Source organism: Kitasatospora sp. NBC_01246, assembly GCF_036226505.1.
Lineage (GTDB): Bacteria > Actinomycetota > Actinomycetes > Streptomycetales > Streptomycetaceae > Kitasatospora.
Map to the genome: position 1 here is coordinate 5,703,927 of NZ_CP108484.1, position 27,000 is coordinate 5,730,926.

21 protein-coding genes are annotated in these 27,000 nt (G+C 73.9%); 18 read left to right on the plus strand and 3 right to left on the minus strand.

Annotation, left to right across the window (positions count from 1 at the left end; all coding sequences use genetic code 11):
* Positions 1–56: 56 nt before the first annotated feature.
* The 4 genes from OG618_RS24835 to mutM are packed head-to-tail and all read left to right on the plus strand — an operon-like array spanning position 57 to position 2,632.
* On the plus strand, positions 57–701 hold the full coding sequence (locus OG618_RS24835; RefSeq protein WP_329489750.1) for a YceD family protein: 645 nt from the start codon (positions 57–59) through the stop codon (positions 699–701).
* 2 nt (positions 702–703) lie between these two features.
* Entirely contained in the window at positions 704–877 is a 174-nt protein-coding gene (gene rpmF, locus OG618_RS24840; protein WP_188303282.1) for a 50S ribosomal protein L32, read from the plus strand.
* 20 nt (positions 878–897) lie between these two features.
* The gene (gene rnc, locus OG618_RS24845) at positions 898–1,686 is read left to right on the plus strand and encodes a ribonuclease III (RefSeq protein WP_329489751.1); all 789 of its coding nucleotides are present in this window, start codon (positions 898–900) and stop codon (positions 1,684–1,686) included.
* 52 nt (positions 1,687–1,738) lie between these two features.
* The gene (mutM, locus tag OG618_RS24850; RefSeq protein ID WP_329489752.1) at positions 1,739–2,632 is read left to right on the plus strand and encodes a bifunctional DNA-formamidopyrimidine glycosylase/DNA-(apurinic or apyrimidinic site) lyase; all 894 of its coding nucleotides are present in this window, start codon (positions 1,739–1,741) and stop codon (positions 2,630–2,632) included.
* A 33-nt stretch (positions 2,633–2,665) separates the two neighbouring features.
* Here the strand turns inward: mutM and OG618_RS24855 are convergent, their stop codons facing one another.
* Entirely contained in the window at positions 2,666–3,589 is a 924-nt protein-coding gene (locus OG618_RS24855; RefSeq protein WP_329489753.1) for a hypothetical protein, read from the minus strand.
* Between the two features lie 305 nt (positions 3,590–3,894).
* Here OG618_RS24855 and OG618_RS24860 point away from each other — a divergent pair, with 305 nt between their 5' ends.
* From OG618_RS24860 to ftsY, 6 genes are all read left to right on the plus strand, one after another.
* A complete protein-coding gene (locus OG618_RS24860) occupies positions 3,895–5,265 on the plus strand; it encodes a hypothetical protein (protein ID WP_329489754.1) in 1,371 nt (456 codons plus the stop codon).
* 118 nt (positions 5,266–5,383) lie between these two features.
* Complete coding sequence (locus tag OG618_RS24865) at positions 5,384–5,881, plus strand: winged helix-turn-helix transcriptional regulator (RefSeq protein WP_329489755.1); 498 nt, start codon at positions 5,384–5,386, stop codon at positions 5,879–5,881.
* Between the two features lie 35 nt (positions 5,882–5,916).
* A complete protein-coding gene (locus tag OG618_RS24870; protein WP_329489756.1) occupies positions 5,917–6,216 on the plus strand; it encodes an acylphosphatase in 300 nt (99 codons plus the stop codon).
* 424 nt (positions 6,217–6,640) lie between these two features.
* Positions 6,641–6,844 (plus strand): hypothetical protein, encoded by a 204-nt coding sequence (locus OG618_RS24875; protein WP_329489757.1) that lies wholly within the window; start codon positions 6,641–6,643, stop codon positions 6,842–6,844.
* 177 nt (positions 6,845–7,021) lie between these two features.
* Positions 7,022–10,651, plus strand: a complete 3,630-nt coding sequence (gene smc / locus OG618_RS24880; protein WP_329489758.1) for a chromosome segregation protein SMC — start codon at positions 7,022–7,024, stop codon at positions 10,649–10,651.
* Between the two features lie 239 nt (positions 10,652–10,890).
* A complete protein-coding gene (ftsY, locus tag OG618_RS24885) occupies positions 10,891–12,099 on the plus strand; it encodes a signal recognition particle-docking protein FtsY (RefSeq protein ID WP_329489759.1) in 1,209 nt (402 codons plus the stop codon).
* 127 nt (positions 12,100–12,226) lie between these two features.
* Here ftsY and OG618_RS24890 read toward each other — a convergent pair whose 3' ends face one another.
* Positions 12,227–12,898 carry a bifunctional DNA primase/polymerase gene (locus tag OG618_RS24890; RefSeq protein ID WP_329489760.1) on the minus strand — a complete coding sequence of 224 codons (672 nt, stop codon included), beginning with the start codon at positions 12,896–12,898 and terminating at the stop codon, positions 12,227–12,229.
* A gap of 632 nt (positions 12,899–13,530) precedes the next feature.
* Between OG618_RS24890 and nsdA the strand changes: the two genes are divergently transcribed.
* The 7 genes from nsdA to ftsH all read left to right on the plus strand — a co-directional run bounded on the left by nsdA (position 13,531) and on the right by ftsH (position 24,220).
* Positions 13,531–14,985, plus strand: a complete 1,455-nt coding sequence (gene nsdA / locus OG618_RS24895) for a transcriptional repressor NsdA (protein ID WP_329489761.1) — start codon at positions 13,531–13,533, stop codon at positions 14,983–14,985.
* Positions 14,986–15,324: 339 nt separating this feature from the next.
* A complete protein-coding gene (locus tag OG618_RS24900; RefSeq protein WP_329489762.1) occupies positions 15,325–16,680 on the plus strand; it encodes an ammonium transporter in 1,356 nt (451 codons plus the stop codon).
* Positions 16,680–17,018, plus strand: coding sequence for a P-II family nitrogen regulator (locus tag OG618_RS24905; protein WP_329489763.1), 339 nt, complete (start codon positions 16,680–16,682; stop codon positions 17,016–17,018). Before OG618_RS24900 ends, OG618_RS24905 begins: the two co-directional genes overlap by 1 nt.
* A gap of 196 nt (positions 17,019–17,214) precedes the next feature.
* Positions 17,215–19,731, plus strand: coding sequence for a [protein-PII] uridylyltransferase (locus tag OG618_RS24910; RefSeq protein WP_329489764.1), 2,517 nt, complete (start codon positions 17,215–17,217; stop codon positions 19,729–19,731).
* Positions 19,732–19,930: 199 nt separating this feature from the next.
* Positions 19,931–21,496: a signal recognition particle protein gene (gene ffh / locus OG618_RS24915; protein ID WP_329492257.1), complete on the plus strand. Its 1,566-nt coding sequence runs from the start codon at positions 19,931–19,933 to the stop codon at positions 21,494–21,496.
* A gap of 119 nt (positions 21,497–21,615) precedes the next feature.
* Positions 21,616–22,158, plus strand: coding sequence for a GNAT family N-acetyltransferase (locus OG618_RS24920; protein WP_329489765.1), 543 nt, complete (start codon positions 21,616–21,618; stop codon positions 22,156–22,158).
* A 118-nt stretch (positions 22,159–22,276) separates the two neighbouring features.
* A complete protein-coding gene (gene ftsH / locus OG618_RS24925) occupies positions 22,277–24,220 on the plus strand; it encodes an ATP-dependent zinc metalloprotease FtsH (RefSeq protein ID WP_329489766.1) in 1,944 nt (647 codons plus the stop codon).
* A gap of 266 nt (positions 24,221–24,486) precedes the next feature.
* Here the strand turns inward: ftsH and OG618_RS24930 are convergent, their stop codons facing one another.
* The gene (locus OG618_RS24930) at positions 24,487–25,311 is read right to left on the minus strand and encodes a class I SAM-dependent methyltransferase (protein ID WP_442906858.1); all 825 of its coding nucleotides are present in this window, start codon (positions 25,309–25,311) and stop codon (positions 24,487–24,489) included.
* Between the two features lie 276 nt (positions 25,312–25,587).
* Between OG618_RS24930 and proS the strand changes: the two genes are divergently transcribed.
* A complete protein-coding gene (gene proS / locus OG618_RS24935; protein WP_329489768.1) occupies positions 25,588–27,000 on the plus strand; it encodes a proline--tRNA ligase in 1,413 nt (470 codons plus the stop codon).

The window sequence follows — 27,000 nt, forward strand, 5'->3', positions numbered from 1 at the left end:
GCGCATCGTCCGGTGAGCAGCACCGCGCATCAGTTTTCTCAGGAAGTCAGGACACCTTGAACCGCCTCGACCACCGCGACCCACTCGTGTTCGACACGCACGAGCTCGGCCGTCGCCCGGGCTCGCTGCGCAAGGTGTCCCGCACCCTGGAGGCCCCGGAGGGCCTCGGGATCATCGATGTGATCGGTGTCCCGGAGAAGAGCGAACTGCGGCTGGAGCTCCGCCTGGAGTCGGTGGTCGAGGGCGTGCTGGTGACCGGCACCGCCGAGGCCGTGATCGAGGGCGAGTGCGTGCGGTGCCTGGAGCCGGTCGAGGACGACCTCGACGTGGACTTCCAGGAGCTGTACTACTACCCGGAGTCCGACGAGCGTCACCGTGCCCGCACCGCCGGGACGGACGACCTCGACGAGGACTCGGAAGATGAGACTTACCGCCTGGAGGGCGATTTCTTCGACCTCCAGCCGGTGCTGCGTGACGCGGTGGTGCTCGCACTGCCGCTGCAGCCGGTGTGCCAGGAAGACTGCCTGGGCCTGTGCTCCGAGTGCGGAGCGCGCCTGAGCGACGACCCGGCGCACCACCACGACGCCGCCGACCCCAGGTGGGCGGCTCTGCAGGGACTCTCCGCCGCCCCCGGCGACGAGGGTGACGGAATCAAGAACAGCGACACCCGTGAGGGTGCCGCCGAGAACCAGGAGAAGTAGCCGTGGCTGTTCCGAAGCGGAAGATGTCGCGCAGCAACACGCGCCACCGCCGTTCCAACTGGAAGGCCGTCGTTCCGGCCCTCGTGGCGTGCGACAGCTGCCACGAGCCGAAGCTCGGCCACATCGCGTGCCCGAGCTGCGGCACGTACAACCGTCGCCAGGTCCTCTCGGTCTGATCGGCGGGGTGTACGGATCGATGTCGGACAGTAACTCTTCCCGCAAGGCGACCATCGCCCCGAAGGCTTCTTCGGGCGGCGGAAAGGCCGGCGGGCCGGCTTCGACCGAATACGACGTCCTGGAAGGGCGCCTCGGGTACACGCTCGAGCGCGCCCTTCTGGTGCGTGCCCTGACCCACCGCTCGTTCGCTTACGAGAACGGCGGGCTGCCCACCAACGAGCGCCTGGAGTTCCTCGGCGACTCGGTGCTGGGCCTGGTGGTGACCGACACCCTCTACCGCGTCCACCCGGACGTCCCGGAGGGCACGCTCGCCAAGCTGCGCGCCGCGGTGGTCAACTCCCGCGCGCTCGCCGACGTCGGCCGTGGCCTGGAGCTCGGGACGTTCATCCGGCTCGGCAAGGGCGAGGAGGGCACCGGCGGCCGCGACAAGTCGTCGATCCTCGCCGACACCGTCGAGGCCGTGATCGGCGCCGTCTACCTGGACCAGGGCCTGGACGCGGCCACCGAGTTCGTCCACCGCCTCTTCGACCCGCTGATCGAGGAGTCCTCCCAGCTGGGCGCGGGCCTGGACTGGAAGACCAGCCTCCAGGAGCTCACCGCCTCGGTGGGCATCGGGGTGCCGGAGTACGTGGTCGAGGAGTCCGGTCCGGACCACGAGAAGACTTTCACCGCCGCGGCCCGGGTGGCCGGCGAGGACTTCGGCAGCGGCGTCGGCCGCTCGAAGAAGGAAGCCGAGCAGAAGGCCGCGGAGAGCGCCTGGCGGGCGATCAAGGAGAAGTACGCCGACCGCCTGCCCGCCGGCGCCTGAGCACGCAGTACTCTTCCTCCTGCACGTTTCAGTCGCAGGAGGCTTGTTTCCCGTGCCCGAACTCCCCGAGGTAGAGGTCGTCCGCCGAGGTCTGGCGAACTGGGTCGCCGGGCGGACCGTCGCCGCCGTCGACGTGCTGCACCCGCGGGCGGTGCGCCGCCAGCCGGCCGGTGCGGCCGACTTCACCGCGCGGCTGACCGGGGCCACGCTCGGCGCCGCGCAGCGTCGCGGCAAGTACCTCTGGGTGCCGCTGTCCACCGCGGCCGACGGCTCGCCGGTCGGCGGGTTCTCGCTGATCGGTCACCTGGGGATGAGCGGCCAACTGCTCGTCCAGGACCCGTCGGTGCCCGACGAGAAGCACCTGCGGGTGCGGCTGCGGTTCACCGACGGCGGCCGGGAGCTGCGCTTCGTCGACCAGCGGACCTTCGGCGGGCTGGCCGTCGAGGAGGCCGAGGAGGGTGACCCGGAGGGCACCCCGCTCTCCATCGCGCACATCGCCCGGGACCCGCTCGACCCCCGCTTCGACGACGCCGCCTTCGTGGCCGCGCTGCGGGCCAGGCGCACCACGGTCAAGCGGGCGCTGCTGGACCAGACGCTGATCAGCGGGGTCGGCAACATCTACGCGGACGAGGCGCTCTGGCGCTCCCGGCTGCACTACGACCGCCCGACCACGGCGCTGACCCGTCCGCAGGCCGCCGTCCTGCTGGCCCACGCGCGGGACGTGATGACGGCCGCCCTCGCGGTCGGCGGCACCAGCTTCGACAGCCTCTACGTCAACGTGAACGGCGAGAGCGGGTACTTCTCCCGGGACCTCGACGCCTACGGCCGCGAGGACGAGCCGTGCCGCCGCTGCGGCACCCCGATCCGCCGAGCCGCCTGGATGAACCGCTCCAGTTACTTCTGCCCCCGCTGCCAGCGCGTCCCGCGCGCCCGCAGCGGGGCCTGAGCCCGGGCGGCCCCGCTCCGGGGCCACCCGGCGCTACCGCTTGGTGAGTTCGGGCTGCGGCTGGTCGGACCCGGCCGGGCCGTGGGTGTCCTGGCCGAAGTAGGCGACGCCGACCGCCGAGACCACGGCGAGCAGGAAGCCGACCGCGCCGAGCCAGGCCAGGCCCTCCTTGGAGGAGTCGCCGAGCCAGAGGACGCCGACGGCGCCGGGCAGCACCGTCTCACCGACCACCAGGGCGGCGGTCGCGCCGTTCACCGAGCCGATCTGCAGGGCCACGGTGTGCACGTACATCCCGCCGATGCCGCCGACCAGGATCGCGTACAGGGCGGGGTCGGAGAGCAGCGCGCCGAGGTCGAACGGCTCGACGCCGTTGAGGATCCGCACGCCGACGCCGAGCGCGCCGAAGCCGAGGCCGGAGAGCAGACCGGCGACGATCGCGCCGTTGGCGCCCATCCGCCGCACCAGCAGGGCACCGCCGACCAGCAGCACGGTGGTGATCAGCAGCAGCCACCAGTGGAAGGACATCTCCACGTGGTGGCCGCCCTCCGGCCCGGCGGAGACGGCCAGCAGCACCAGCGCCGAGCAGAGCACGCCGATCGACGCCCACTCCAACTGCTTGAGCCGGATGCCGAGCAGCTTGATGCTCAGCACCGCGGTGATCACCAGATTGGCGCTGATGATGGTCTGGGAGAGGAACAGCGGCAGCAGTCGCGCGGCCAGGGCGCCGAGTCCGAACCCGATGAAGTCGAGGACGGTGCCCAGGATGAACTCCCAGGTGACGGCGGCCTTCGCGGTGGAGGCGAGGCTGGGCCCGCCGTGTGCGGTGACCCCCGCCGAGCCGCTGCCCGCGGCGGCGGCCTCCTCCCGGGCGGAGCGACGTGATCCGACGGCCTGCAGGACCGAACCGGTGCCGTAGCAGGCGGAGGCCGCCACGGCGGTGACGAGGCCGATGAACACCCAGATGCTCCGATCGGGAGAAGAGGTCAGGAGTAGGTAACGGGGCCGAGGCCCGGCCACCACTATGCCTGGTCGGGGGAGAGGGTCCGATCGGCCGTCGAGCGCTCCTCGACCACCCGTGGACCCGCCGGGACGGACGACCGGGTCGACGGCCGGGTTCCCGCCGCGGCCCGTCTCCGGGGCGGCCGGGGGAAACATCATCCGCGAGGAGGGGAGCGACCCCGGCGGACGGTGGGGGTGCGCGGGGCCGCCCGTACGCGAAGGGGATGCCCTGTCGACGTGGCGGGAGGGGTAGCGTCGATGGCATGAGAACCCTCGCTCGACGACGCTCCCGGAGTGCCGGGCTGTCGGCCCTGGTGGCGCTGCTGCTCGGGCTGCTGCTCGTGCTGGCCCCGGCGGCCGCCGCGGCCGGCGGGCTGGACGACGCCACCGCCGCGCTCAAGCAGGGCCGGGTCTACGTCGACCCGGCGATGACCGGCCGGTTCAGCCAGGGCCAGGCCGACGCCCTGACCGAGAAGATCCGCAAGGCCGACAAGCCGATCTTCATCGCAGTGGTCCCGGCGGCTGACCCGTACGGCGCGAGTACGGTCTTCTCCGACCTGCAGACCAAGGTCGGCATCACCGGTGTCTACGGCATCTGGCGCGGTGACCGGTTCCTGGCCCAGTCCGACAAGGCCGCGCTGGCCACCGCGAGCGCCGAGCGCATCGCGGGCGCCTCCGCGCGCTCGCACCCGGGCGACGTCGACGCGACCCTGAACGACTTCGTCGACACCGCCGCGCCCCAGGTGAAGGGGCACGGGGTGAACAGCGGCTCCGGCGGCTTCTCGGTGGCGGCGGTCGTCGTCCCGCTGGCCCTGCTGGCACTGGCCGGCGCCGGGGTGTTCCTGCTCTTCCGCCGCTCGAAGAAGCGCAAGGAGGAGCGGCGCCGGGCCGAACTGGCGCAGCTGCGCCGGGTGGTGGACGAGGACATCACCGCGTTCGGCGAGGAGCTGGACCGGCTCGACTTCAGCCCGGGCGCCCCGGACGCCGACGACGTCCAGCGGGCCGACTACACGCACGCCCTGGACTCCTACGAGCGGGCCAAGCGCAGCATGGACGAGGCGAAGGGGCCGGAGGACGTCAAGCCGGTCACCGAGGCACTGGAGGACGGCCGGTTCGCGCTGGCCACACTGGACGCCCGGCGCGCGAAGCGGCCGCTGCCCGAGCGCCGGCCGCCGTGCTTCTTCGACCCGCGGCACGGCCCGTCCGTGCGGGACGCCGACTGGGCACCGGCCGGCGGCGCGGCGCGCACCGTCCCGGTCTGCCGGGCGGACGCCGACCGGCTGGCCACCGGGCAGGACCCGGAGATCCGGACCGTGCCGACCGAGCACGGCCCGCAGCCGTACTGGAACGCCGGCCCGGCGTACGGCCCGTGGGCGGGCGGCTACTTCGGCGGCTTCGGCGGCGGCGGGCTGCTGCCCGGCCTGCTGGTCGGCACCATGCTCGGCTCGATGATGAGCTCCCCGGCCTACGGGGCCGGCTACGACGGCGGCTCCGGCTACGAGGGCGGCGACTTCTCCGGCGCCGACTTCGATTCCGGTGACTTCGACGGCGGCTTCGACGGTGGCGGCGGGGGCGACTTCGGCGGCGGTGGTGGCTTCGACGGCGGCGGCGGTGACTTCGGCGGGGGCTTCTGACCCCGTCGGCGTGACGACCGGGCCCGCGGCCCGCCGGTGGACGGCGGGGGCCGCGGGCCCGGCCGGCGGTGCACCCGAGGAGGTTTGAGAACGCAACCCTGTGTGGCAGGCTGGTGGTGTGACCTCCCACACGCCTTCGGCCCCGCCCGCCCTCCCCGGCCGGCCCTGCTCGATCGCCGCCGCGCTCCACGTGGTCGGCGAGAAGTGGGCCCTGCTCGCCGTCCGCGAGCTGTTCTACGGCAACCACCGCTTCGACCGGATCGCCCGCAACACCGGCGCTCCGCGCGACCGGCTCACCGCCCGGCTGCGCGCGCTGGAGGAGGCGGGCGTGGTCGAGCGCCGCGCCTACAGCGAGCGGCCGCCGCGCTACGAGTACCACCTGACCGAGGCCGGCCGCGACCTCGCCCCGCTCACCCACGCCCTGCTCGGCTGGGGCGACCGCTGGCTGCTCCCCGAGCCGCCGGTGAGCTTCGAGCACAGCCCCGAGGGGCACGAGCCGCACCCCTACGACCCGGCCTGGGTCTGCCGCACCTGCGGCGAGGAGGGCCGGCGCGGGGACCTCCGGGCGGAGATCCACAGCCCGGACTGGACGATGGCCGGCCCCACGGCGCCGTAGCGCGGCCCGCGATCCGGCCCGATAGGGTCGGGGCCATGCACGGTCGCGACGCCCACAGTGATGAACCGGTCCGGGTGACCGCCTGGGTGCGGGGCAAGGTCCAGCAGGTCGGCTTCCGGTGGTGGACCAGGGCGCGGGCGCTGGAGATCGGGCTGACCGGCTACGCCAGCAACCTCGGCGACGGCCGGGTGCAGGTGGTGGCCGAGGGACTCGCGGCCGACTGCGAGCATCTGCTGGCGTTGCTGCGCGGCCCGGACACGCCCGGCCGCGTCAGCGGGGTGACGGAGATCTGGACGGCTGTCGGAACCGGCTACCCGGGTTTCGAGATCCGCTGACCGGGGCCCCGCGCGCCGTGGCGGACGGGCCGGGGCCCGCCCCCGTGAAATGATCGGCGGCCTTCGGTGTCATACGGTTGCCATCTGGGCAGACTCGTGGTTGACTCCGCATCGAACGATGATCCACGAGCGACTGGTGGACCGGCCCGAGATCCCCCCTGGTGTGACCACACCGCCAGGCAGGTGACAGGGGCGCGGTAGCGTGCGGTGATCGTGTTGACCCTTTCCGTCTTTGGTGAGACGCTGGAAGCCCGCGCACACGACCGCGTTTACCCGGTAGGCGCACGCCCTCGTGAGCCCAGCTCACGGTGGTTGTGCCGTAGTGCCCAGCCAGCACTGCCGGTGGCGCGACGCGCGTGCGTCCCCCTTCCCCCTAGACCTGTACCGTTCCGGTTCGGTCACTCAGCGTGGAGGACCATTCATCATGGCAAAGGCGCTTCTCGGGTACGTCGGCGGCCCCGACCCGCGAATGCTCACCGAGGTGCGACGGCTTCAGCAGCGTGTCCAGGATCTTGAGTCCGAGCTCCTTCGGATGCAGGCCGAGAACGACGCGCTCACCGCTGTCGCTGACGAGCACTCGCTGCTCAACAGCATCGATCTGGATCAGCGGGAGCCGGCTCTCACCTGAGTCCCGCCCGGTCCTCGCAGATCGACGCAGCAGTGCACTGAGCCGCCCCGATAAGGGACGCAGCTTGCAAGGGGCGCCCTGAGTGGCGTCCCTTCGTCGTGTCCGGGCGCCGTCGGCGCCGGTCCGTCCGGATACAGTCGCCGCTGGGGACCTGGCGAGCGACGAGGAGACCGGCGCGTGCACCTGAAGAGTCTGACCCTGCGCGGGTTCAAGTCCTTCGCCTCCGCCACCACCCTGCGGTTCGAGCCCGGGATCACCTGCGTGGTCGGTCCCAACGGCTCCGGCAAGTCCAACGTCGTCGACGCGCTCTCCTGGGTGATGGGGGAGCAGGGCGCCAAGTCGCTGCGCGGCGGCAAGATGGAGGACGTCATCTTCGCCGGGACGAGCGGGCGCGCCCCGCTCGGCCGCGCCGAGGTCAGCCTCACCATCGACAACTCCGACGGCGCGCTGCCGATCGAGTACGCCGAGGTGACCATCACCCGGACGATGTTCCGCAACGGCGGCAGCGAGTACGCGCTCAACGGCGACACCTGCCGGCTGCTGGACATCCAGGAGCTGCTCTCCGACTCCGGCATCGGCCGCGAGATGCACGTCATCGTCGGGCAGGGACAGCTCGACTCCGTGCTGCACGCCGACCCGATGGGCCGCCGCGCCTTCATCGAGGAGGCGGCCGGCGTCCTCAAGCACCGCAAGCGCAAGGAGAAGGCGCTGCGGAAGCTGGACGCGATGCAGGTCAACCTCAACCGGGTGCAGGACCTGGTCGCCGAACTGCGGCGCCAGCTCGGACCGCTGGGCCGGCAGGCGAAGATCGCCCGGCGCGCGGCCGGCATCCAGGCCGAACTGCGCGACGCCCGGCTCCGGCTGCTCGCCGACGACCTGCTCGCGCTGCGCACCGCCGTCGAGGCCGAGGTCGCCGACGAACTGGCGCTGAAGCTGCGCCGCTCCACCGTCGAACAGGAGCTGTCCCGGGCGATCCAGCGGGAGGCCGTCCTGGAGGCGCAGGTCCAGCAGCTCGGTCCGGGCCTGGAGGCGGCCCGGCAGACCTGGTACCGGCTCTCCGCCCTGGCCGAGCGGACCCGCGGCACCGTCGGGCTGGCCGAGGCCGGGGCCCGGCACGCGGCCGCCGGGGGAGCGGTCGAGGAGCGGCGCGGCCGGGACCCGGAAGAGCTGGAGCGCGAGGCCGAGCACGTCCGGGAGGAGGAGGCCGCCCTGGCCGAGGCCCTGGAGGAGGCCCGGTACGCGCTCGCCGAGGCGGTCGAGTCCCGGGGTGAGCTGGAGCGGGAACTCGCCGCGGAGGAGCGGCGGTTGAAGGACGCCGCCCGGGCCATCGCGGACCGCCGCGAAGGGCTGGCCCGGCTGCAGGGGCAGGCCGCGGCCGCCCGGTCCAAAGCCGCCGCCGCCGAGGCCGAGATCGGCCGGCTCACCGAGGCCAGGGACGAGGCACTGCTGCGCGCCGAGGCCGCCCGGACCGCGTACGAGGAGCTGCGGGAGCAGGTCGACGCCTCGGCGGGGGACGACGAACGGGCCGAGGCCGCCCACGAGGCGGCCCGTGCGCGGCTCGCCGCCGTCGAACGCGATCTGGCCGGTGCCCGCGAGGCCGCCGGCGCCGCCGAACGCGAGCGGGCCGGGCTGACGGCGCGGCACGACGCCCTGGCGCTCGGGCTGCGCCGCAAGGACGGCACCGGCGCGCTGCTGGCGGCAGCCGACCGGCTGGCCGGGCTGCTCGGCCCGGCGGCCACGCTGCTGCGGATCGCGCCCGGGCACGAGGGCGCCGTCGCGGCCGCCCTCGGCGCCGCCGCGGACGCGGTGGCGGTCGACTCGCCCGGCACGGCGGCCGACGCCCTGCGCCTGCTGCGCGCGGCGGACGCCGGCCGGGCCGCGCTGCTCATCGCCGGTGCGCCCGAGCCGGCCGCGCCGACGCCGCCGTTGCCGCCCACCGCCCGCTGGGCCGCCGAACTGGTCGACGGCCCGGCCCCGTTGCTGCCGGCCGCGCGGGCCCTGCTGGCCGGCGTCGCCGTGGTCGGCTCGCTCGACGAGGCGGTGCGGCTGGTGACGGAGCACCCGGCGCTGACCGCGGTCACCGCCGAGGGTGACCGGCTCGGCGCGGGCTTCGCGTACGGCGGCGCGGGCGGTGCGCCGAGCCTGCTGGAGACCCAGGCGGCGGTCGACGAGACCGCCCGGGCGATCGGCGAACTGGACCTCCGCTGCGCCGAGTCGGCCGAGCGGCTGGCCGAACTCACCGAACTCCGGGGGGAGTCGGCCGCCAGGCTGGAGCAACTGGCCACCACCCGGCGGAAGGCGGAGCGCGAGCGGGCCGAGGTGGCCGGCGCACTCGGCCGGCTCGGCGGGCAGTCCCGGGCCGCCGCCGGCGAGGCCGAACGGCTCGCGGCCGCGGCCGGTCGCGCCGAGCAGGGGCTGGCCGACCTGCTCGACACCGCCGAGGAGCTGGCCGGACGGCTCGCGGCCGCCGAGGAGTCGGCCGACGCGGGGGAGGACGAACCCGACGCCGCGGAACAGCAGCGGTTGGCCACGGCCGCCACCGGCGCCCGGCAGGCCGAGCTGGAGGCCCGGCTCGCCGTGCGGACGCACGAGGAGCGGGTGCGCGCCCTCGCCGGGCGGGCCGACCAGCTGGACCGGGCCGCGCGGACCGAGCGCGAGGCGCGCGCCCGCGCCGCCGAGCGCCGGGAGCGCGCCGAGCACGACGCCCGGGTGGCGAACGCCGTCGCGGCCGGCGCCCGACAGCTGCTGGCCTGCCTGGAGGTGTCGCTGGCCCGCGCCGACGCCGGACGGGCCGCCGTCGAGCAGGCGCGCGCCGAGCGGGAGGCGCAGCTGCGGGAGCACCGCGAGCACGGCCGCGAACTCAAGGCCGAGCTGGACAAGCTGGTCGACGCCGGGCACCGGGACGAGGTGCTGCGCGCCGAGAAGCGGCTGCGGATCGAGCAGCTGGAGTCCCGGGCGCTGGAGGAGTTCGGCATCGAGGGCGGTGAGCTGCTCGCCTCGTACGGGCCGGACCGGCTCGTCCCGGCGCCGGCACCCGACGACGGCGGGGAGCCCGGCGAGCCGCGGCCGTACGACCGGGCCGAGCAGGAGAAGCGGCTGCGGGCCGCCGAGAAGGCCTACCAGCAGCTCGGCAAGGTCAACCCGCTGGCGCTGGAGGAGTTCGCGGCGCTGGAGGAGCGGCACACCTTCCTCGGGGAGCAGCTGGATGACCTCAAGCGGAGCCGGCGCGACCTGCTGGACATCGTCAAGGACGTGGACGAGCGGGTCGAGCAGCTGTTCAGTTCGGCGTACCACGACACCGCCGCCCAGTTCGAGGGCGTCTTCTCGCGGCTCTTCCCCGGCGGGGAGGGGCGGCTGGTGCTGACCGATCCGGACAACATGCTGACCACGGGGGTCGAGGTGGAGGCCAGGCCGCCGGGCAAGAAGGTCAAGCGGCTCTCGCTGCTCTCCGGCGGCGAGCGCTCGCTGACCGCGGTGGCGCTGCTGGTGTCGATCTTCAAGGCCCGGCCCAGCCCGTTCTACGTGATGGACGAGGTGGAGGCGGCGCTGGACGAGACCAACCTGCGCCGGCTGGTCGGGATCATGGAGGAGCTGAGGGAGAGTTCCCAGCTGATCGTGATCACCCACCAGAAGCTGACCATGGAGTCCGCCGACGCCCTCTACGGCGTGACCATGAAGGGCGACGGCATCTCCCAGGTGATCAGCCAGCGGCTGCGGGAGGGGGCGCCCCCGGCCCGTCGGCGCAGGGCGCTCGCGCAGCCGGCCGGGCAGCGGGAGGCGGCCGCCGCCGCCCGTCCGACCGGGTGATCCACCGGCCGACGCCGGGGCAGCTGCCCGTGGGCGACCCGATCACGGATACTGGACGGGTTGTGACTCCTCCCCCTCGCGCGCGAGGGGGCTTCTGATTCAGCCGCTTGACGACCTCATGACGGCCAAGCCCCGACCGGTGCCGGACGGCACCGCGTCGGCGTAAGGGAGGCGGCGACGCCCCGTGCGTCGGTGACCGAAGGATCACTCTGTCGTGGGATCCCGAGAAGGAGATTGATGTGGAATACGTGATCCTTGCCGTTGTCATCGCCGTGCTGGCCGTCGGCGCGGTCGCCGGCCTGGTCGTCTCCGGCAGACGACGCCGGGAGCTCCCCCCGAAGGCGCGGCCGCCGGTCATCACGCCGCCCGGGACCCCGCGGGAGCCCCAGGTCGGCGAGGAGGCCGCGCCGCCGACCGAGGAGCCGCGGCGCACCGTCGAGGAGGTCGAGCTCCCCGAGGCGGAGGCGGCCCCGGAGGCTCCCGAGGCGGTCGAGGCCGAGCAGGCGCCGGCCCTCGAAGTCCCCGAGCCCACCGCCGGCCGGCTGGTCCGGCTGCGCTCCCGGCTCTCCCGCTCGCAGAACTCGCTCGGCAAGGGCCTCCTGTCGCTGCTCTCCCGCGAGCACCTCGACGAGGACACCTGGGAGGAGATCGAGGACACCCTGCTGACCGCCGACGTCGGCGTCGCCCCCACCCAGGAGCTGGTCGAGCGGCTGCGAACCCGGGTGAAGGTGCTCGGCACCCGCACCCCGGACGAGCTGCGCGCCCTGCTGCGCGAGGAGCTGGTCGAGCTGGTCGGCAAGGACGCCGACCGCACGGTGCACTCCACCAAGCACGAGGCCGGCCCGGCCGTCGTCCTGGTGGTCGGCGTCAACGGCGTCGGCAAGACCACCACCACCGGCAAGCTGGCCCGGGTGCTGGTTGCCGACGGCCGCTCGGTGGTGCTCGGCGCGGCCGATACCTTCCGTGCCGCCGCCGCCGACCAGCTGCAGACCTGGGGCGAGCGGGTCGGCGCGCGGACCGTCCGCGGCCCGGAGGGCGGGGACCCGGCCTCGGTCGCGTTCGACGCGGTCAAGGAGGGCATCGCCGAGGGCGCCGACACCGTGCTGGTGGACACCGCCGGCCGGCTGCACACCAAGACCGGCCTGATGGACGAGCTGGGCAAGGTCAAGCGGGTCGTGGAGAAGCACGGCCCGGTGGACGAGGTGCTGCTGGTGCTGGACGCCACCACCGGCCAGAACGGTCTGATCCAGGCCCGGGTCTTCGCCGAGGTGGTCGACATCACCGGCATCGTGCTCACCAAGCTGGACGGCACCGCCAAGGGCGGCATCGTGGTCGCGGTGCAGCGGGAGCTGGGTGTCCCGGTCAAGCTGATCGGGCTCGGCGAGGGCGCCGACGACCTGGCGCCGTTCGAGGCGGGTGCGTTCGTGGACGCGCTGATCGGGGACTGAGCCCCGGCCGCTGTCCGAGGAAGGGTCCGCTCCGGTCGGGGCGGGCCCTTCCGCGTGTCCCGGCGTCTTCCGGGGCGGCGCGGTGGGGGAGCGGGCGGCGGCCCCTCGGAGCCGGCGGGCGGGGTGGTTACGAGGCGAGCCAGGCGGGCTCGGCGCTGCGCTCGCGCCCGCGGTGGCAGGCGTAGGCGAGGGTGCCGAGCAGCAGCCGGGCCTCGGGCGGGCAGCCGGCGTTGTCACGGGTGGGCCGGCGCAGCCAGCGGACCGGGCCCAGACCGCCGAGCACGGTCGGCGGCGCGGCGACGTAGCTGCCCTCGCCGTGGCAGGTGAGGTCGAGCGCGGCGTCGTCCCAGCCCATCCGGTACAGCAGGTCGGGCAGCCGCCGGGCGGTGCCGGCGGCGACCAGGAACTGCAGCCGGCCGGTGGGCGAGGCCAGCACCGGGCCGACCTGGGTGCCCATCCGCTCCAGCCGGACCAGCGCCTGGAGGCCGGCCTGCTCGGGGACGTCCAGGACGTCGAAGGCGCGGCCGGTGGGGAACAGGACGGAGACGTTCGTACCGGTGCGGTCCGCCGGTGCGCCGCCGGGGGCCGGATGCAGACCGGGCGCGGCACAGCGGGCGGCCCCGCAGTGGCAGCGGGCCGCGGCCGCCGGGCCGGCCTGGTTGCCGACGGTGACCGCCCAGCCCCAGCGGCCGGTGTACTCCGCGGCCGCCCGGGACGCGGTCACCCGGGTGCGGCGGCGTGCGCTCAGCGGGGCCAACCGCAGGTGCCCCAGTCGAAGTTCGCCGAACAGGTTGTCCATGCCTCCCCCAACAGGTTCTCGTTGCCGATGGTTACGGGATGGTGACTTTGTGTTGATTGTCCGTTGCGTCGTGCGTGGTGCGGGAGCGGCGCGCGGCGCATGGCGTGCGCCTGTTGCGGCCCTGCGCCTCGGGCGCCGCCTTGTGGGGGGCGGTGCTCGTGCCGGATCGTCGTGTCCACGAGGCGGCCGTCTACCGGGGTGGGCGGCAAACTCGCCTGGGGCTGCCGTGGGTTGCAGGTGAGGGGCCGTGGTGCCGGTGGGGACTTGGCAGCCCGCATATGCCGGACCGCCGGGACTATCCAGTGAAGCGTGTGCGGTCTTGGATCGGTTCACTCCTGGGGGTGGCGAAAGGTGGCGTTTCGCCAGGGCCGCTCCCCGGGACCGTGTGCGGGGCGTTACGTTCAGCACGCAGACATCGTCGGGGAGTCCGCTTCCGGCCCTGTGGGGGCGGGAGTTGGGGAATCTGACGGCTCGTCCGCGAGGATGGCACACCAGTGCGACGAGTGGTCCGACCAGCGGTCTCGACAGCACCTCGGGTACGGAAGAGAAGCAGCACGTCTGGCAAGAGCCCGCAACCGTCGGGCGGTCACGATCGGGGCCCCGCAGGGGCCGGGCGGGATGGGGACGTTCCCATGGCAGAGAAGCAACCCAATGAGAAGCTGACCACGTGGTTCGCCCGCAGCGGCTGGTCCAAGGGCGAACTGGCCCGCCAGGTCAACCGCCGGGCCCGCCAGATCGGCGCCCACCACGTGTCCACCGACACCTCGCGGGTGCGGCGCTGGCTCGACGGGGAGCAGCCCCGCGAGCCCATCCCGAAGATCATGTCGGAGCTCTTCTCCGAACGCTTCGGCTCCGTGGTCTCCATCGAGGACCTCGGGCTGCGGGCCGCCATCCCGGTCTCCACCGTCGGCGGCGGCGTCGACCTGCCGTGGAGCGCCCCGCAGACCGTCCAGCTGATCAGCGACTACTCGCGCAGCGACCTGATGCTGAACCGGCGGGGCTTCCTGGGCACCTCGCTCGCCATGACGGCCGGCGCCGCGCTGATCGAGCCGATGCAGCGCTGGCTCGCCCCCGGCCCGAACGGCGCGCCCACCCCGATCCTGACCGCCGCCAACGGCGGCGAGCCGTTCACCGGCCGGCTCTCCGAGCCCGAGCTGGAACTGCTGGAGCAGACCACCGTCATGTTCCGGCAGTGGGACGCGCAGAACGGCGGTGGGCTGCGCCGCAAGGCCGTCGTCGGCCAGCTGCACGAGGTCACCGACCTGCTCCAGGAGACCTACCCCGAGCAGACCACCCGGCGGCTGTTCCGGCTCACCGCCGAGCTGGCCCACCTGGCCGGCTGGATGTCCTACGACGTCGGCATGCACCCCAGCGCGCAGAAGTACTACGTGCTGGCCCTGCACGCCGCCAAGGAGGCCGGCGACCGCCCGTTCGGCGCGCTGATCCTCACCGACATGAGCCGCCAGATGATCCACCTCAACCGCGGCGAGGACGCCCTGGAGCTGATCCACCTGGCCCAGTACGGCAGCCGGGACACCGCCACCCCGCGCCAGCAGGCCCTGCTGTACGCGATGGAGGCGCGCGCCTACGCCACCATCGGCGAGGTGAACCGCTGTGCCCGGGCGGTCCGGCTGGCCGAGGACACCTTCACCGACATCCGCGAGGGCGACGGCGACCCGGACTGGCTGAAGTTCTTCTCGCCGGCCGAGCTGAACGCCGAGAACGCGCACTCCTTCCGCGACCTCGCCTACCACTCGGACCGGGCCGAGCTGTACGCCTCGATGTCCGCCCCGGTCATGGAGCGGGCGGTCGACCTCTTCCGCCAGGACGGCGACCACGTCCGCTCCTACGCCTTCAACCTGATCGGCATGGCCAGCGTGCACCTGCTGCAGCGTGAGCCCGAGCAGGCCGTGGTGATGGCCGAGCAGGCGGTGGAGATCGCCACCAAGGTGCGCTCCGAGCGGCTCAACTCCAGGGTCCGCAAGACCACCGAGGCCGCCGCCGCCCGGTACGGCGGGGTGGACGCGATCAGCCGGCTCAAGGAGCGGGTGGTCCAGGACATCCCGGAGTACGTGTCGGTGGTCTGACCCGCACCGGCGTCCGCCCCCAGCCTTCCCAGCCCCCCGGCCCCCTCGGCCTCCCCAGCCTCCCCAGCCCCCACCGACCGTGACGGCCGCCGCCGCCACGGTCGGTGGTGTGTCCGGCACCGCGCGTGCCGCGGGGCGGCACGGTAACCCACCGGGCCCGGCGGCACGGCCGTGGTTCACGTAGGCGTAACCCGCGCGTCGCCGTCGTCACGGTCGCGAAACACCGGGTCGCATCGGTCGAAACCCGACTTCGGCACGCTCCTCCCATCGCCGACACCCCGGGTGGCACGGGACAGGTATCCCGGGTGTGGAGCGGCTTCCATTCATGAGGAGACGCCGATGCCGGACGGCTTCAGCGCGGGCGATACCGCCTTCGTGCTCATTTGCGCGGCCCTGGTCATGGTGATGACCCCCGGGCTGGCCTTCTTCTACGGGGGCATGGTCAGGGCCAAGAGCACACTCAACATGCTGGCGATGAGCTTCCTCTCGCTGGGCATCGTCAGCGTGCTCTGGGTCCTCTACGGGTACTCGCTCAGCTTCGGCCCCGACGCCGGCGCCGGGCTGATCGGCAACCTGGACTTCCTCGGGATGCACGGGGTGGGGCTGAACGACCTGACCGGGACCATCCCGGTCACCGCGTTCTCCGCCTTCCAGCTGATGTTCGCGATCATCACCCCGGCCCTGATCAGCGGGGCCGTCGCGGACCGCGCCAAGTTCACCGCCTGGGGCCTGTTCATCGCCCTCTGGGTGACCATCGTCTACTTCCCGGTCGCGCACTGGGTCTTCTTCTTCGACGGCGGCAACGGCGGCTGGCTCGGTGACCGCAACGGCGTGATCGACTTCGCCGGCGGCACCGCCGTGCACATCAACGCGGGCGTCGCGGGCCTGGCGCTCTGCCTGGTGCTGGGCAAGCGGGTCGGCTTCCGGAAGGACCCGATGCGGCCGCACAGCCTGCCGCTGGTCATGCTCGGCTCCGGGCTGCTCTGGTTCGGCTGGTTCGGCTTCAACGCGGGCTCGGCGCTGGCCGCCAACGGCGTCGCCGCGATGGCCTTCGTCAACACCCAGGTGGCCACGGCGGCCGCGCTGCTCGGCTGGCTGATCTACGAGAAGCTGCGGCACGGCGCGTTCACCACGCTGGGCGCCGCCTCCGGCGCGGTGGCCGGTCTGGTCGCCATCACCCCCGCGTGCGGTTCGGTCAGCCCGCTCGGCGCGGTCGCGATCGGCCTGATCGCCGGCGCCGTCTGCGCCGCGGCGATCAGCCTCAAGTACCGCTTCGGCTTCGACGACTCGCTCGACGTGGTCGGCGTGCACGCGGTCGGCGGTGCCATCGGCTCGCTGCTGGTCGGCCTCTTCGCCACCGGCACCGTCGGCCAGACCGCCAAGGGCCTGTTCTACGGCGGTGGCCTGGAGCAGCTCGGCAAGCAGGCGATGGGCGTGGCCGTGGTCGCCGCCTACTCCTTCGTCGTCTCCTGGCTGCTGGCCAAGGCGATCGACAGCACGGTCGGGTTCCGGGTCGCCGAGGAGGTCGAGGTGGCCGGCATCGACCAGGCCGAGCACGCCGAGTCCGCCTACGACTTCAGCGCGCTGGGGGCCGGTCCGGCCAGGATGGCCGCCGCGGTGGTCGCCGAGTCCACCTCCGGGGCCGCCGCCAGGGCCGCCGGGAAGAACACCGAGAAGACCGGGGTCGACGCCTGATGAAGCTCATCACCGCAGTCATCAAGCCGCACCGTCTGGACGACGTGAAGGCCGCCCTGCAGGCCTTCGGGGTGCACGGGCTGACCGTCACCGAGGCGAGCGGTTACGGCCGCCAGCGAGGTCACACCGAGGTCTACCGGGGCGCGGAGTACACCGTGGACCTGGTACCCAAGGTCAGAATCGAGGTCCTGGTCGAGGACGACGACGCCGACCAGCTGATCGACGTCCTGGTGAAGGCCGCCCGGACCGGCAAGATCGGCGATGGCAAGGTCTGGAGCGTCCCGGTCGAGACCGCCGTGCGGGTCCGGACCGGTGAGCGCGGCCCCGACGCCCTCTGACCAGGACCCCTTCCTCCAGGACAGGGCCTAGCATTCAGCACGATCCCGCCGGCGGGCCCGTGACCACCCCGTGGTCGCGGGTCCGCTGACGGCGTATCAGCGCTCCTCGCGCGAATCGGCGTTCCTCGCGCGACCCGGGCGCCGCCCGCTCGACCAGCGCGCGCTCAGACCGGACGACGACGGACGGGGACCCCCGATGACCACGCAGCCCGACCCGCCCTCCCGGCCCGCCGCCGGGCCCGCGACTCCCCCCGTGCGCCCGTCCGGGGACGACGGACCGCCCGACCACGGCACCGCCCGGGCCCGACTGCTGGACACGCCCGGCCTCGTCGGCACCGCCCGCCGCACCGCGCTGGCCGCGCTCACCGACGAGTGGCTGGCCGGACTGCTGGCGGCGGCCGGTGCCCCGGCCGGCGTCGCCCTGGTCGCGGTCGGCGGCTACGGGCGCGGCGAACTCTCCCCGCGCAGCGACCTCGACGTCCTGCTGCTGCACGACGGTCCGCTCGACCCGGAACTGCCCGAACGCATCTGGTACCCGGTCTGGGACGCCGGCGCCTCGCTCGACCACTCCGTCCGCACCCTCGCCGAGGCCCGGACCGTCGCCGCCGACGACCTCAAGGCCCAGCTCGGCCTGCTCGACGCCCGGCACATCGCCGGCGACCGGGAGCTCACCGCCGGGCTGCGCTCCGCCGTGCTCGCCGACTGGCGCGCCGGCGCCCCGAACCGCCTGCCCGAGCTGCGCGAACTCGGCCGCGAGCGGGCCGAGCGCCACGGCGAGCTCTCCTTCCTGCTGGAGCCGGACCTCAAGGAGGCCCGCGGCGGCCTGCGCGACGTGGTCGCGCTCAACGCGATCGCCGCCACCTGGCTGGCCGACGCCCCGCGCGACGGCCTGGACGCCGCCGCCCTGCGGCTGGCGGACGTGCGGGACGCGCTGCACCTGGTCACCGGCCGGGCCACCGAGCGGCTCAGCCTCCAGGACCAGGACCAGGTCGCCGAACGGCTCGGCGTACTGGACGCCGACACCCTGCTGCGCCAGGTGTACGAGGCCGCGCGGACCATCGCCTACGCGAGTGACGTCACCTGGCGGGCGGTGGACCGGGTGCTGGCCGCCAGGACCACCCGGGGCCGGCGCTCCTCCCGGCTCTCCTTCCCGTTCACCGGCACCGGTCGGGGCGGCGGCGCGGTGGCCCGCGGCGCGGTCCAGCGCCGGCCGCTCGCCGAGGGCGTCGTCGAGCAGGACGGCGAGGCGGTGCTCGCCCAGGGGGCCCGCCCGGCCGCCGACCCGGTGCTGCCGCTGCGCGCGGCGGCCGCGGCGGCGCAGAACGGGCTCACCATCTCCTACGCGACGGTCCGCCGGCTGGCCGCCGAGTGCCGCCCGCTGCCGGTGCCCTGGCCGGACGAGGCGCGCGAGCAACTGGTCACCCTGCTCGGCGCCGGGGAGGCCTGCCTGCCGGTCTGGGAGGCGCTGGAGGCGGAGGGGCTGATCACCCGGCTGCTGCCGGACTGGGAGCGCGTGCGCTGCCGTCCGCAGCGCAACGCGGTGCACCGCTGGACGGTCGACCGGCACCTGGTGGAGACGGCCGTGCGGGCCGCCGCGATGACCCGCCGGGTGGCCCGGCCGGACCTCCTGCTGGTCGCGGCGCTGCTGCACGACATCGGCAAGGGCTGGCCCGGCGACCACAGCGAGGCGGGCGAGGTGATCGTCCGCGACGTGGCCGCCCGGATGGGCTTCGACCACGAGTCCGTGGAGACCCTCGCCGTGCTGGTCCGCCACCACCTGACGCTGGTGGAGACCGCGACGCGGCGGGATCCGGACGACCCCGCCACCGTGGAGGCGATCACCAAGGTGGTCGCCACCCTGCCGCAGCTGGAGCTGCTGCACGCGCTGACCGAGGCCGACGCGACCGCCACCGGCCCGGCCGCCTGGAGCCGCTGGCGGGCCTCGCTGGTGGAGGGCCTGGCGGCCCGGGCCGCCGACCGGCTGGCCGGCGCTTACCCGTCGCCCGACCCGGGCCGGTGGGGCTCCCACGCCGGGGAGGCGGCGCCGACCGCCGAACAGGAGCGGCTCGCCGTCGAGGCCGCCCGGACGGGCGGTCCGGCGCTCTCGCTGCTGGCCCAGGCCGACGGGGACGACCAGCCGGGCACCGAGCCGATGGGCGTGCGGCTGACCCTCGCCGTGCCCGACCGGCCGGGTCTGCTCGGCACGGTCGCCGGGGTGCTGGCCCTGCACCGGCTGACCGTCCGCTCGGCGGGCCTGCGCGAGCTGGACCCGATCGGCGCCGGCCCGGTGCTGCTGCTGTCCTGGACGGTGGCCGCCGAGTTCGGCGAGCTGCCCGAGGCGGCCCGGCTCCGGGCCGACCTGCGCCGGGCGCTGGACGGCTCGCTGGACGTCTCGCGGCGGCTCGCCGAGCGCGACGCGGCCGCCCCGCGCCGGCGCGGCATCCCCACCCCGCCACCGGTGGTCGCCGTGGCGCCCGAGGTGGCCTCGGCGACGGCGACGGTGCTGGAGGTGCGCGCCCATGACGCCCCCGGCCTGCTGCACCGGATCGGCCGGGCCCTGGACGGCGCCGGCGTCCGGGTCCGGACGGCGCACGTCAGCACGCTCGGGGCGGAGGCCGTGGACTCCTTCTACCTGACCGACCAGGCGGGCCGGCCGCTCTCCGGCCGGCGGGCCGGGGAGGTGGCGCAGGCCGTCCGGGCGGCGCTGGGCTGACCGGGCCCCGACGGCCGCCGGGGCCCCGTCGCCGCCCTCGCCGGGCGGCCGCGGGGCCTGCGGGCGGCCGTCGGAGCCGCCCGCTCCGGGCGCCCCCGGGCCGGTTCGTCCCGGGGGTGGAGACCGTTGCCGGGGCGGCCGGATACCCTTGGGGGCGACGACCGTACTGATCCCGATGCCGCAGAGGACCCGCGACGACGTGTTCGACACCCTTTCCGATCGCCTCGCAGCGACGTTCAAGAACCTCCGGGGCAAGGGCCGCCTCAGCGAGGCGGACATCGACGCCACCACCCGCGAGATCCGCATCGCGCTGCTGGAGGCGGACGTCGCGCTGCCGGTCGTGCGGGCCTTCATCAAGCAGGTCAAGGAGCGGGCCCTCGGCGCCGAGGTCTCCGGCGCGCTGAACCCCGCCCAGCAGATCATCAAGATCGTCAACGAGGAGCTCATCGCGATCCTCGGCGGCGAGACCCGCCGGGTGAGGTTCGCCAAGAGCGGCCCCACGGTGATCATGCTCGCCGGCCTCCAGGGCGCCGGTAAGACCACCCTCGCCGGCAAGCTCGGCCACTGGCTGAAGCAGCAGAAGCACACCCCGCTGCTGGTCGCCTGCGACCTCCAGCGCCCCAACGCCGTCAACCAGCTCCAGGTGGTCGCGGAGCGCGCGGGCGTGGCCTTCTACGGCCCGCAGCCGGGCAACGGCGTCGGCGACCCGGTGCAGGTCGCCCGCGACTCGATCGAGTACGCCAAGCAGAAGCAGTACGACGTCGTCGTCGTCGACACCGCCGGCCGTCTGGGCATCGACGCCGAGCTGATGCAGCAGGCCGCCGACATCCGGGCCGCGGTGAACCCGGACGAGGTCCTGTTCGTCGTCGACGCGATGATCGGCCAGGACGCGGTCACCACCGCGCAGGCCTTCCTCGACGGTGTCGACTTCACCGGTGTGGTGCTGTCCAAGCTCGACGGCGACGCCCGCGGTGGCGCCGCCCTGTCGGTCGCCCACGTCACCGGCCGGCAGATCATGTTCGCCTCCAACGGCGAGAAGGTCGACGACTTCGACGCCTTCCACCCGGACCGGATGGCCTCGCGCATCCTCGGCATGGGCGACATGCTCTCGCTGATCGAGAAGGCCGAGCAGACCTTCTCGCAGGCCGAGGCCGAGAAGATCGCCTCCAAGCTGCAGGGCGGCGGCAAGGACTTCACGCTCGACGACTTCCTGGACCAGCTGGAACAGGTTCGGAAGATGGGCTCGATCTCCAAGCTGCTGGGCATGCTGCCCGGCATGGGCCAGATCCGCGACCAGATCAACAACATCGACGACAAGGACGTCGACCGCGTCGGCGCGATCATCAAGTCGATGACCCCGGCCGAGCGGACCGACCCCAAGCTCATCAACGGCTCGCGCCGGCTGCGCATCGCCAAGGGTTCGGGCGTCCAGGTCGGCGAGGTCAACAACCTGGTCGAGCGGTTCTTCGAGGCCCGCAAGATGATGTCGGCGATGGCCTCCGGCAAGGGCATCCCCGGTATGCCGGGGATCCCGGGCATGGGCGGCGGCTCGAAGAAGTCCGCCAAGAAGGCCCCGGCCGCCAAGGGCAAGCGCAAGAGCGGCAACCCGCTGAAGCGCGCGCAGGAGGAGGCCGCGGCCGCCGAGCGCCGCGCGCTCGGCCCGGGCGCCGGCCAGCCGCCAGCCCAGGGCGGCGCCTTCGGCCTCGGCGCGGGCAAGGGCCCGTCCGACTTCGAGCTGCCCAAGGAGTTCAAGGACCTGCTGTAGGTCCTGTTGCAGGTCCTGCCGCGGTTCCCGCGGCGCCGCCCGCCCCCGGCACCGTCCGGGGCCGCCGTCGGCGTTCGAACGGCCCGCCACCCGGGGTATCCGGGTGGCGGGCCGTTCACATGTCCGATGATGGTGGGGTGAGAGTGACGATCAGGGCCCCACGGGCCGACGACGAGGTTCCGTACGCCGAGGCCGTCCGCCGGTCCGCCGAGCACATCGGGCGGTGGAACCCGGTCGAGCCGAACGGGCTCCCCGATCTCCTGGAGCGCCAGGGCGCCGGTCTGCGCACCTTCCTGATCGTCGATCAGGCCACCGGTGGGCTGGTCGGCAAGGTGAACGTCGCCAACATCGTGATGGGCCGGTTCTGCAACGGCGCGCTCGGCTACGACTCGTACGTGCCGTTCGCCGGGACCGGCCGGATGAGCGAGGGCATGCGGCTGGTGCTGGACCGCTGCTTCGCCCCGCAGACGGCCGGCGGTCTCGGCCTGCACCGGTTGGAGATCAACGTGCAGCCGGACAACGCGCGTTCGATCGGGCTGGCCAAGCGGCTCGGCTTCCGGCACGAGGGGTACACGCCCCGGATGCTGTTCCTGAGCGGCGCCTGGCGGGACCACGAGCGGTTCGCGCTGACCGCCGAGGAGTGGCCCGGCGCGGGGGAGTAGCGCGGCGCGGGGCGGGGTGAGCGGCACGGGGGGAGCGGCGCGGCTGGCGGGTGTCCGGGGTGCCCCGGGTGCCCGTGGTGCGGCCGTGCGGGCGCGGCGTTGCGGCTGTCTCACCCGGATGAATGTCCGTATTGTCCGACAGGTGACCGATCCCGTACCGCCGCGACGGACCCCCGACCAGCCCTGGCGCTCCGAGGGCGCCCCGCCCCCGCAGCCGCCCCGTCGCAAGATGCCCGGCGGCTGGATCGGCCTCGTGCTCACCGCCCTCGTGGTGTTCCTGATCACCGACCTGCTGCTGTCCTTCTTCGGCAACGCCGGCGCGACGACGATCTCCTACACGGAGTTCAACAACCAGCTCAACAACGGCAACGTCACCAAGATCTACTCCAAGGGCGACTCCATCGAGGGCACCCTCAAGAACGCGGCGCCCAAGCCGGACGGCGCCAAGGGCGACTACACCGAGTTCGACACCCAGCGCCCGTCCTTCGCGGGCGACAGCCTCTGGACCACCCTCCAGCAGCAGGGCGTCGAGGTCACCGCCAAGCCGGTGGTCCAGCAGCGCAGCTTCCTCGCCAACCTGCTGATCTCGCTCGCCCCGATGCTCCTGCTGATCCTGATCTGGGTGCTGCTGGCCCGCCGGATGGCCGGCGGCATGGGCGGCGGCCCGCTCGGCCGCAAGGCCCCGCCCAAGCCGGTCACCGCCGAGCAGGGCAAGCGCACCACCTTCGCCGACGTGGCCGGCATCGATGAGGTCGAGGCCGAACTCGCCGAGGTGGTCGACTTCCTGAAGAACCCGCAGCACTACCGGCGGCTCGGCGCCAAGATGCCGCGCGGGGTGCTGCTCGCCGGTCCGCCCGGCACCGGCAAGACCCTGCTCGCCCGGGCCGTCGCCGGCGAGGCCGACGTGCCGTTCTTCTCCGCCTCGGCCTCGGAGTTCATCGAGATGATCGTCGGCGTCGGCGCCGGCCGGGTCCGGGAGCTGTTCGCGGAGGCCCGCAAGGTCGCCCCCGCGATCGTCTTCATCGACGAGATCGACACCATCGGCCGCCAGCGCGGCGGCAGCGGCGGCATGGGCGGCCACGACGAGCGCGAGCAGACGCTCAACCAGATCCTCACCGAGATGGACGGCTTCACCGGCTCCGAGGGCGTCATCGTCATCGCCGCCACCAACCGGGCGGACGTCCTCGACCCGGCCCTGCTGCGCCCCGGCCGCTTCGACCGGCGGATCACCGTCAGCCCGCCGGACCGCGACGGCCGCGCGGCCATCCTGCGGATCCACACCCGGGCCGTCCCGCTGGCCGGGGACACCGATCTCCACCAACTGGCCAAGGTCACCCCCGGCATGACCGGCGCCGAGCTGGCGAACCTGGTCAACGAGGCCGCCCTGCTGGCCGTCAAGCGCAAGCAGGACGCGGTGGGGGAGCGGGACCTCTCGGACGCGCTGGAGAAGGTCCAGCTGGGCGCCGTCCGGCCGCTGGTCATGCCGCAGGCCGAGCGGGAGCGCACGGCGTACCACGAGAGCGGCCACGCCCTGCTCGGCATGCTCCAGCCCGGCGCCGACCCGGTCCGCAAGATCACCATCGTGCCGCGCGGCCGCGCCCTCGGCGTCACCCTGTCCACCCCCGAGACCGACCGCTACTCGTACACCGAGCCCTACCTGCGCGGCCGGATCATCGGCGCGCTCGGTGGGATGGCCGCCGAGCAGGTGGTCTACGGGGTGATCACCACGGGTGCGGAGAGCGACCTGGAGCAGGTCACCAACATCGCCCGGGGGATGGCCGGCCGCTGGGGGATGAGCGAGCGGGTCGGCCGGCTCACCGCCGTCCCCTCCGACCCGCAGGGCGCGTACGGGCTCTCCGCGGCGCCGACCACGCTGGACGCGGTCGACGAGGAGGCCCGGCGGATCGTCGCCGAGTGCTACGAGGAGGCGGTGCGGCTGCTGACCGAGCAGCGGGCCAGGCTGGACGCGCTGGCGGCCGCGCTGCTGGAGGCCGAGACGCTGGACGAGGAGGCGGCGTACCGGGCCGCCGGGGTGCCCCGGAAGGCGCTCGACCAGGCGTGAGCCGGCCGACCGGGGGCGTCCGCGATGGCTGCGGGCGCCCCCGGTCCGGCTCCGGTGGTGGGGCGGTGCGGCGGCTGGGCTGTCCGGTGGTGCGGCTCGGCTGTTCGGCTGTTCGCTGTTCGGCTGTTCGGCGGTTCGGCGGTTCGGCGGTTCGGCGGCTCGGCGGCTCGGCGGCTCGGTGGTGCCGTGGTGCGGTTCTGTCGCGCTGTGGGCCACGCGGTCGCTCGCCGGTCGCTCCGGGGCCGGTCGCTCCGGGGCCGGTCGGGCTACCGCGGCTGGTCGGCGATCAGGTACCGGAACACGTTCTCCATCCGGACCGAGCCGTCCGGCCGCAGGTACGGCTGCAGCGCCTCCTCCAGCTCCTTCGCCACCAGCGACAGCCCGGAGAACTCCGCCGCCGCGTCGTAGAGGCCGGTGGAGAGCAGTCCGCGCACCGCGCTGTCCAGGTCCGGATAGGCGAACGGGCAGCTCACCCGGCCGCTGCCGGCCGGGCGCAGGCGGGCCGGCCCGAGCAGGTCCTCCAGGGCGCCGGGCGTGCTCAGCCCGAACGGGTCGCGTGCGGTGGTGCGCCCGGCCATCCGCCGGGCCACGTCCAGGACGGCCGCGCTCTCGCAGCGCTCCGGCGGGCCCCAGGCGGCCAGCACCACGTGCCCGCCGCGCAGCGTCAGCCGGGCCGCGTCGGTCACCACGCGCTGCGGATCGGCGGCCCCCGGCAACTGCTCGAAAACCGTGACCAGCGAATAGGCCGAGCGGGGGACCTCCGCCGGTGGCCGGGCACCCGCGCCCACCTTCAGCCGACGGTCCCGCGCCAGCTCGCGCAGCTCGTCGTGCGGCTCCAGACCGGCGACCTGGGCACCCCGCCCGGCGGCCAGCAGCAGCGCCAGGCCGGAGCGGCAGCCCAGGCCGAGCACGCTGCTCGCCGGGCCGACCTCCAGCCGGGCGTAGACCGCCTCGTAGAGCGGTACCAGCATGCGTTCCTGGATCTCCGCCCAGTCGCGCGCCCGCGCGGGCCACGCCCCCGCGGCCCGCCGGTCGTGCGGATGTGCGCCTGTGGGTCGTACGGTCGTGCCGGTCGTTCGAGCTGAAGCCATCGCGGCCTCCCATCCGGTCCTTCGGTGTCCTGCTACGGCTCCCCCAAAGTCCCGCCCCACTCCAGCGAACAGCGGCTCGGGCGCGGCGTCCAGAGGGGTGCAGGGTGGTGCGCGCGTGTCGCGGTCGTGCGCCCCCTGGCGGAACCGGGGCGCCCTTCGGCCGCCGGGCGGCCCGGGCACCGTCCCGGCCCGGGCGGGAAGGGGACGGCTTGCGCGCGAACCGGTTCCGTGGAACGGATTCGAAGTCAGGCCCCTTGTCCCCGTACCATTCGCCCCATGGCAAAGGCACCCGTTCTCACCCCCCAGGCGGACGACTTCCCGCGCTGGTACCAGGACCTCATCAACAAGGCCGAGCTGGCCGACAACGGTCCGGTGCGCGGCACCATGGTCATCCGACCGTACGGCTACGGCCTGTGGGAGCGGATGCAGCAGGAGATGGACGCCCGCATCAAGAAGGCAGGCGCGCAGAACGCCTACTTCCCGATGTTCATCCCGCAGTCCTACCTGACCAAGGAAGCGGAGCACGTCGAGGGCTTCGCCCCCGAGCTCGCCGTGGTCACCCACGGCGGCGGCAAGCAGCTGGACGAGCCGGTCGTCGTCCGGCCGACCTCCGAGACCATCATCAACGAGTACTTCTCGAAGTGGGTGCAGAGCCACCGCGACCTGCCCCTGCTGATCAACCAGTGGGCCAACGTGGTCCGCTGGGAGCTGCGTCCGCGGGTCTTCCTGCGGACCACCGAGTTCCTCTGGCAGGAGGGCCACACCGCCCACGCCACGTACGAGGACGCCCGCGAGTACGCCTCGATGATCCACACCCAGGTCTACGGCGACTTCATGACCAACGTGCTCGGCATCGACGTCGTGCTCGGCCGCAAGACCGCCAAGGAGCGCTTCGCCGGCGCGATCAACACCCTCACCCTCGAAGGCATGATGGGCGACGGCAAGGCGCTGCAGATGGGCACCAGCCACGAGCTGGGCCAGAACTTCGCCAAGGCGTTCAACACCACCTACCAGCTCCAGGGCGCCGAGCGCGAGTACGTCTGGCAGACCTCCTGGGGCGTCTCGACCCGTATGGTCGGCGGCCTGATCATGTCCCACGGCGACGACAACGGCCTGCGGGTGCCCCCGCGCCTGGCCGCCGTCCAGGCCGTCGTCCTCGCCATCAAGGGCGACGACGCGGTCATCGCCAAGGTGCGCGAGATCGGCGCCCGGCTGGAGGCCGTCGGCATCCGCGTGGTCGTCGACGACCGCACCGACACCCCGTTCGGCCGCCGCGCCGTGGACTGGGAGCTCAAGGGCGTGCCGCTGCGCATCGAGGTCGGCCCGCGCGACCTGGAGAACGGCACCGCGATGCTGGCCCGCCGCATCCCCGGCGGCAAGGAGCCGGTCTCGATCGACGCGCTGGCCGAGCTGCTCCCGGGTGTCCTGGAGGAGGACCAGGCGCTGCTGCTGCGCCAGTCCCGCGAGCGCCGCGAGTCCCGCACGGTCGACGTGACCAACCTGGACGAGGCCGTCGAGGCCGCCGCCACCGGCTGGGGCCGGATCTCCTGGGCCGAGCTGGGCCCGGAGGGCGAGGCCAAGCTGGCCGAGCAGGGTGTCTCGGTGCGCTGCATCGTGGCCGCCGACGGCTCGGTACCGCAGACGGACGACCAGGACGGCAACATCGCGATCGTGGCCCGCGCCTACTGA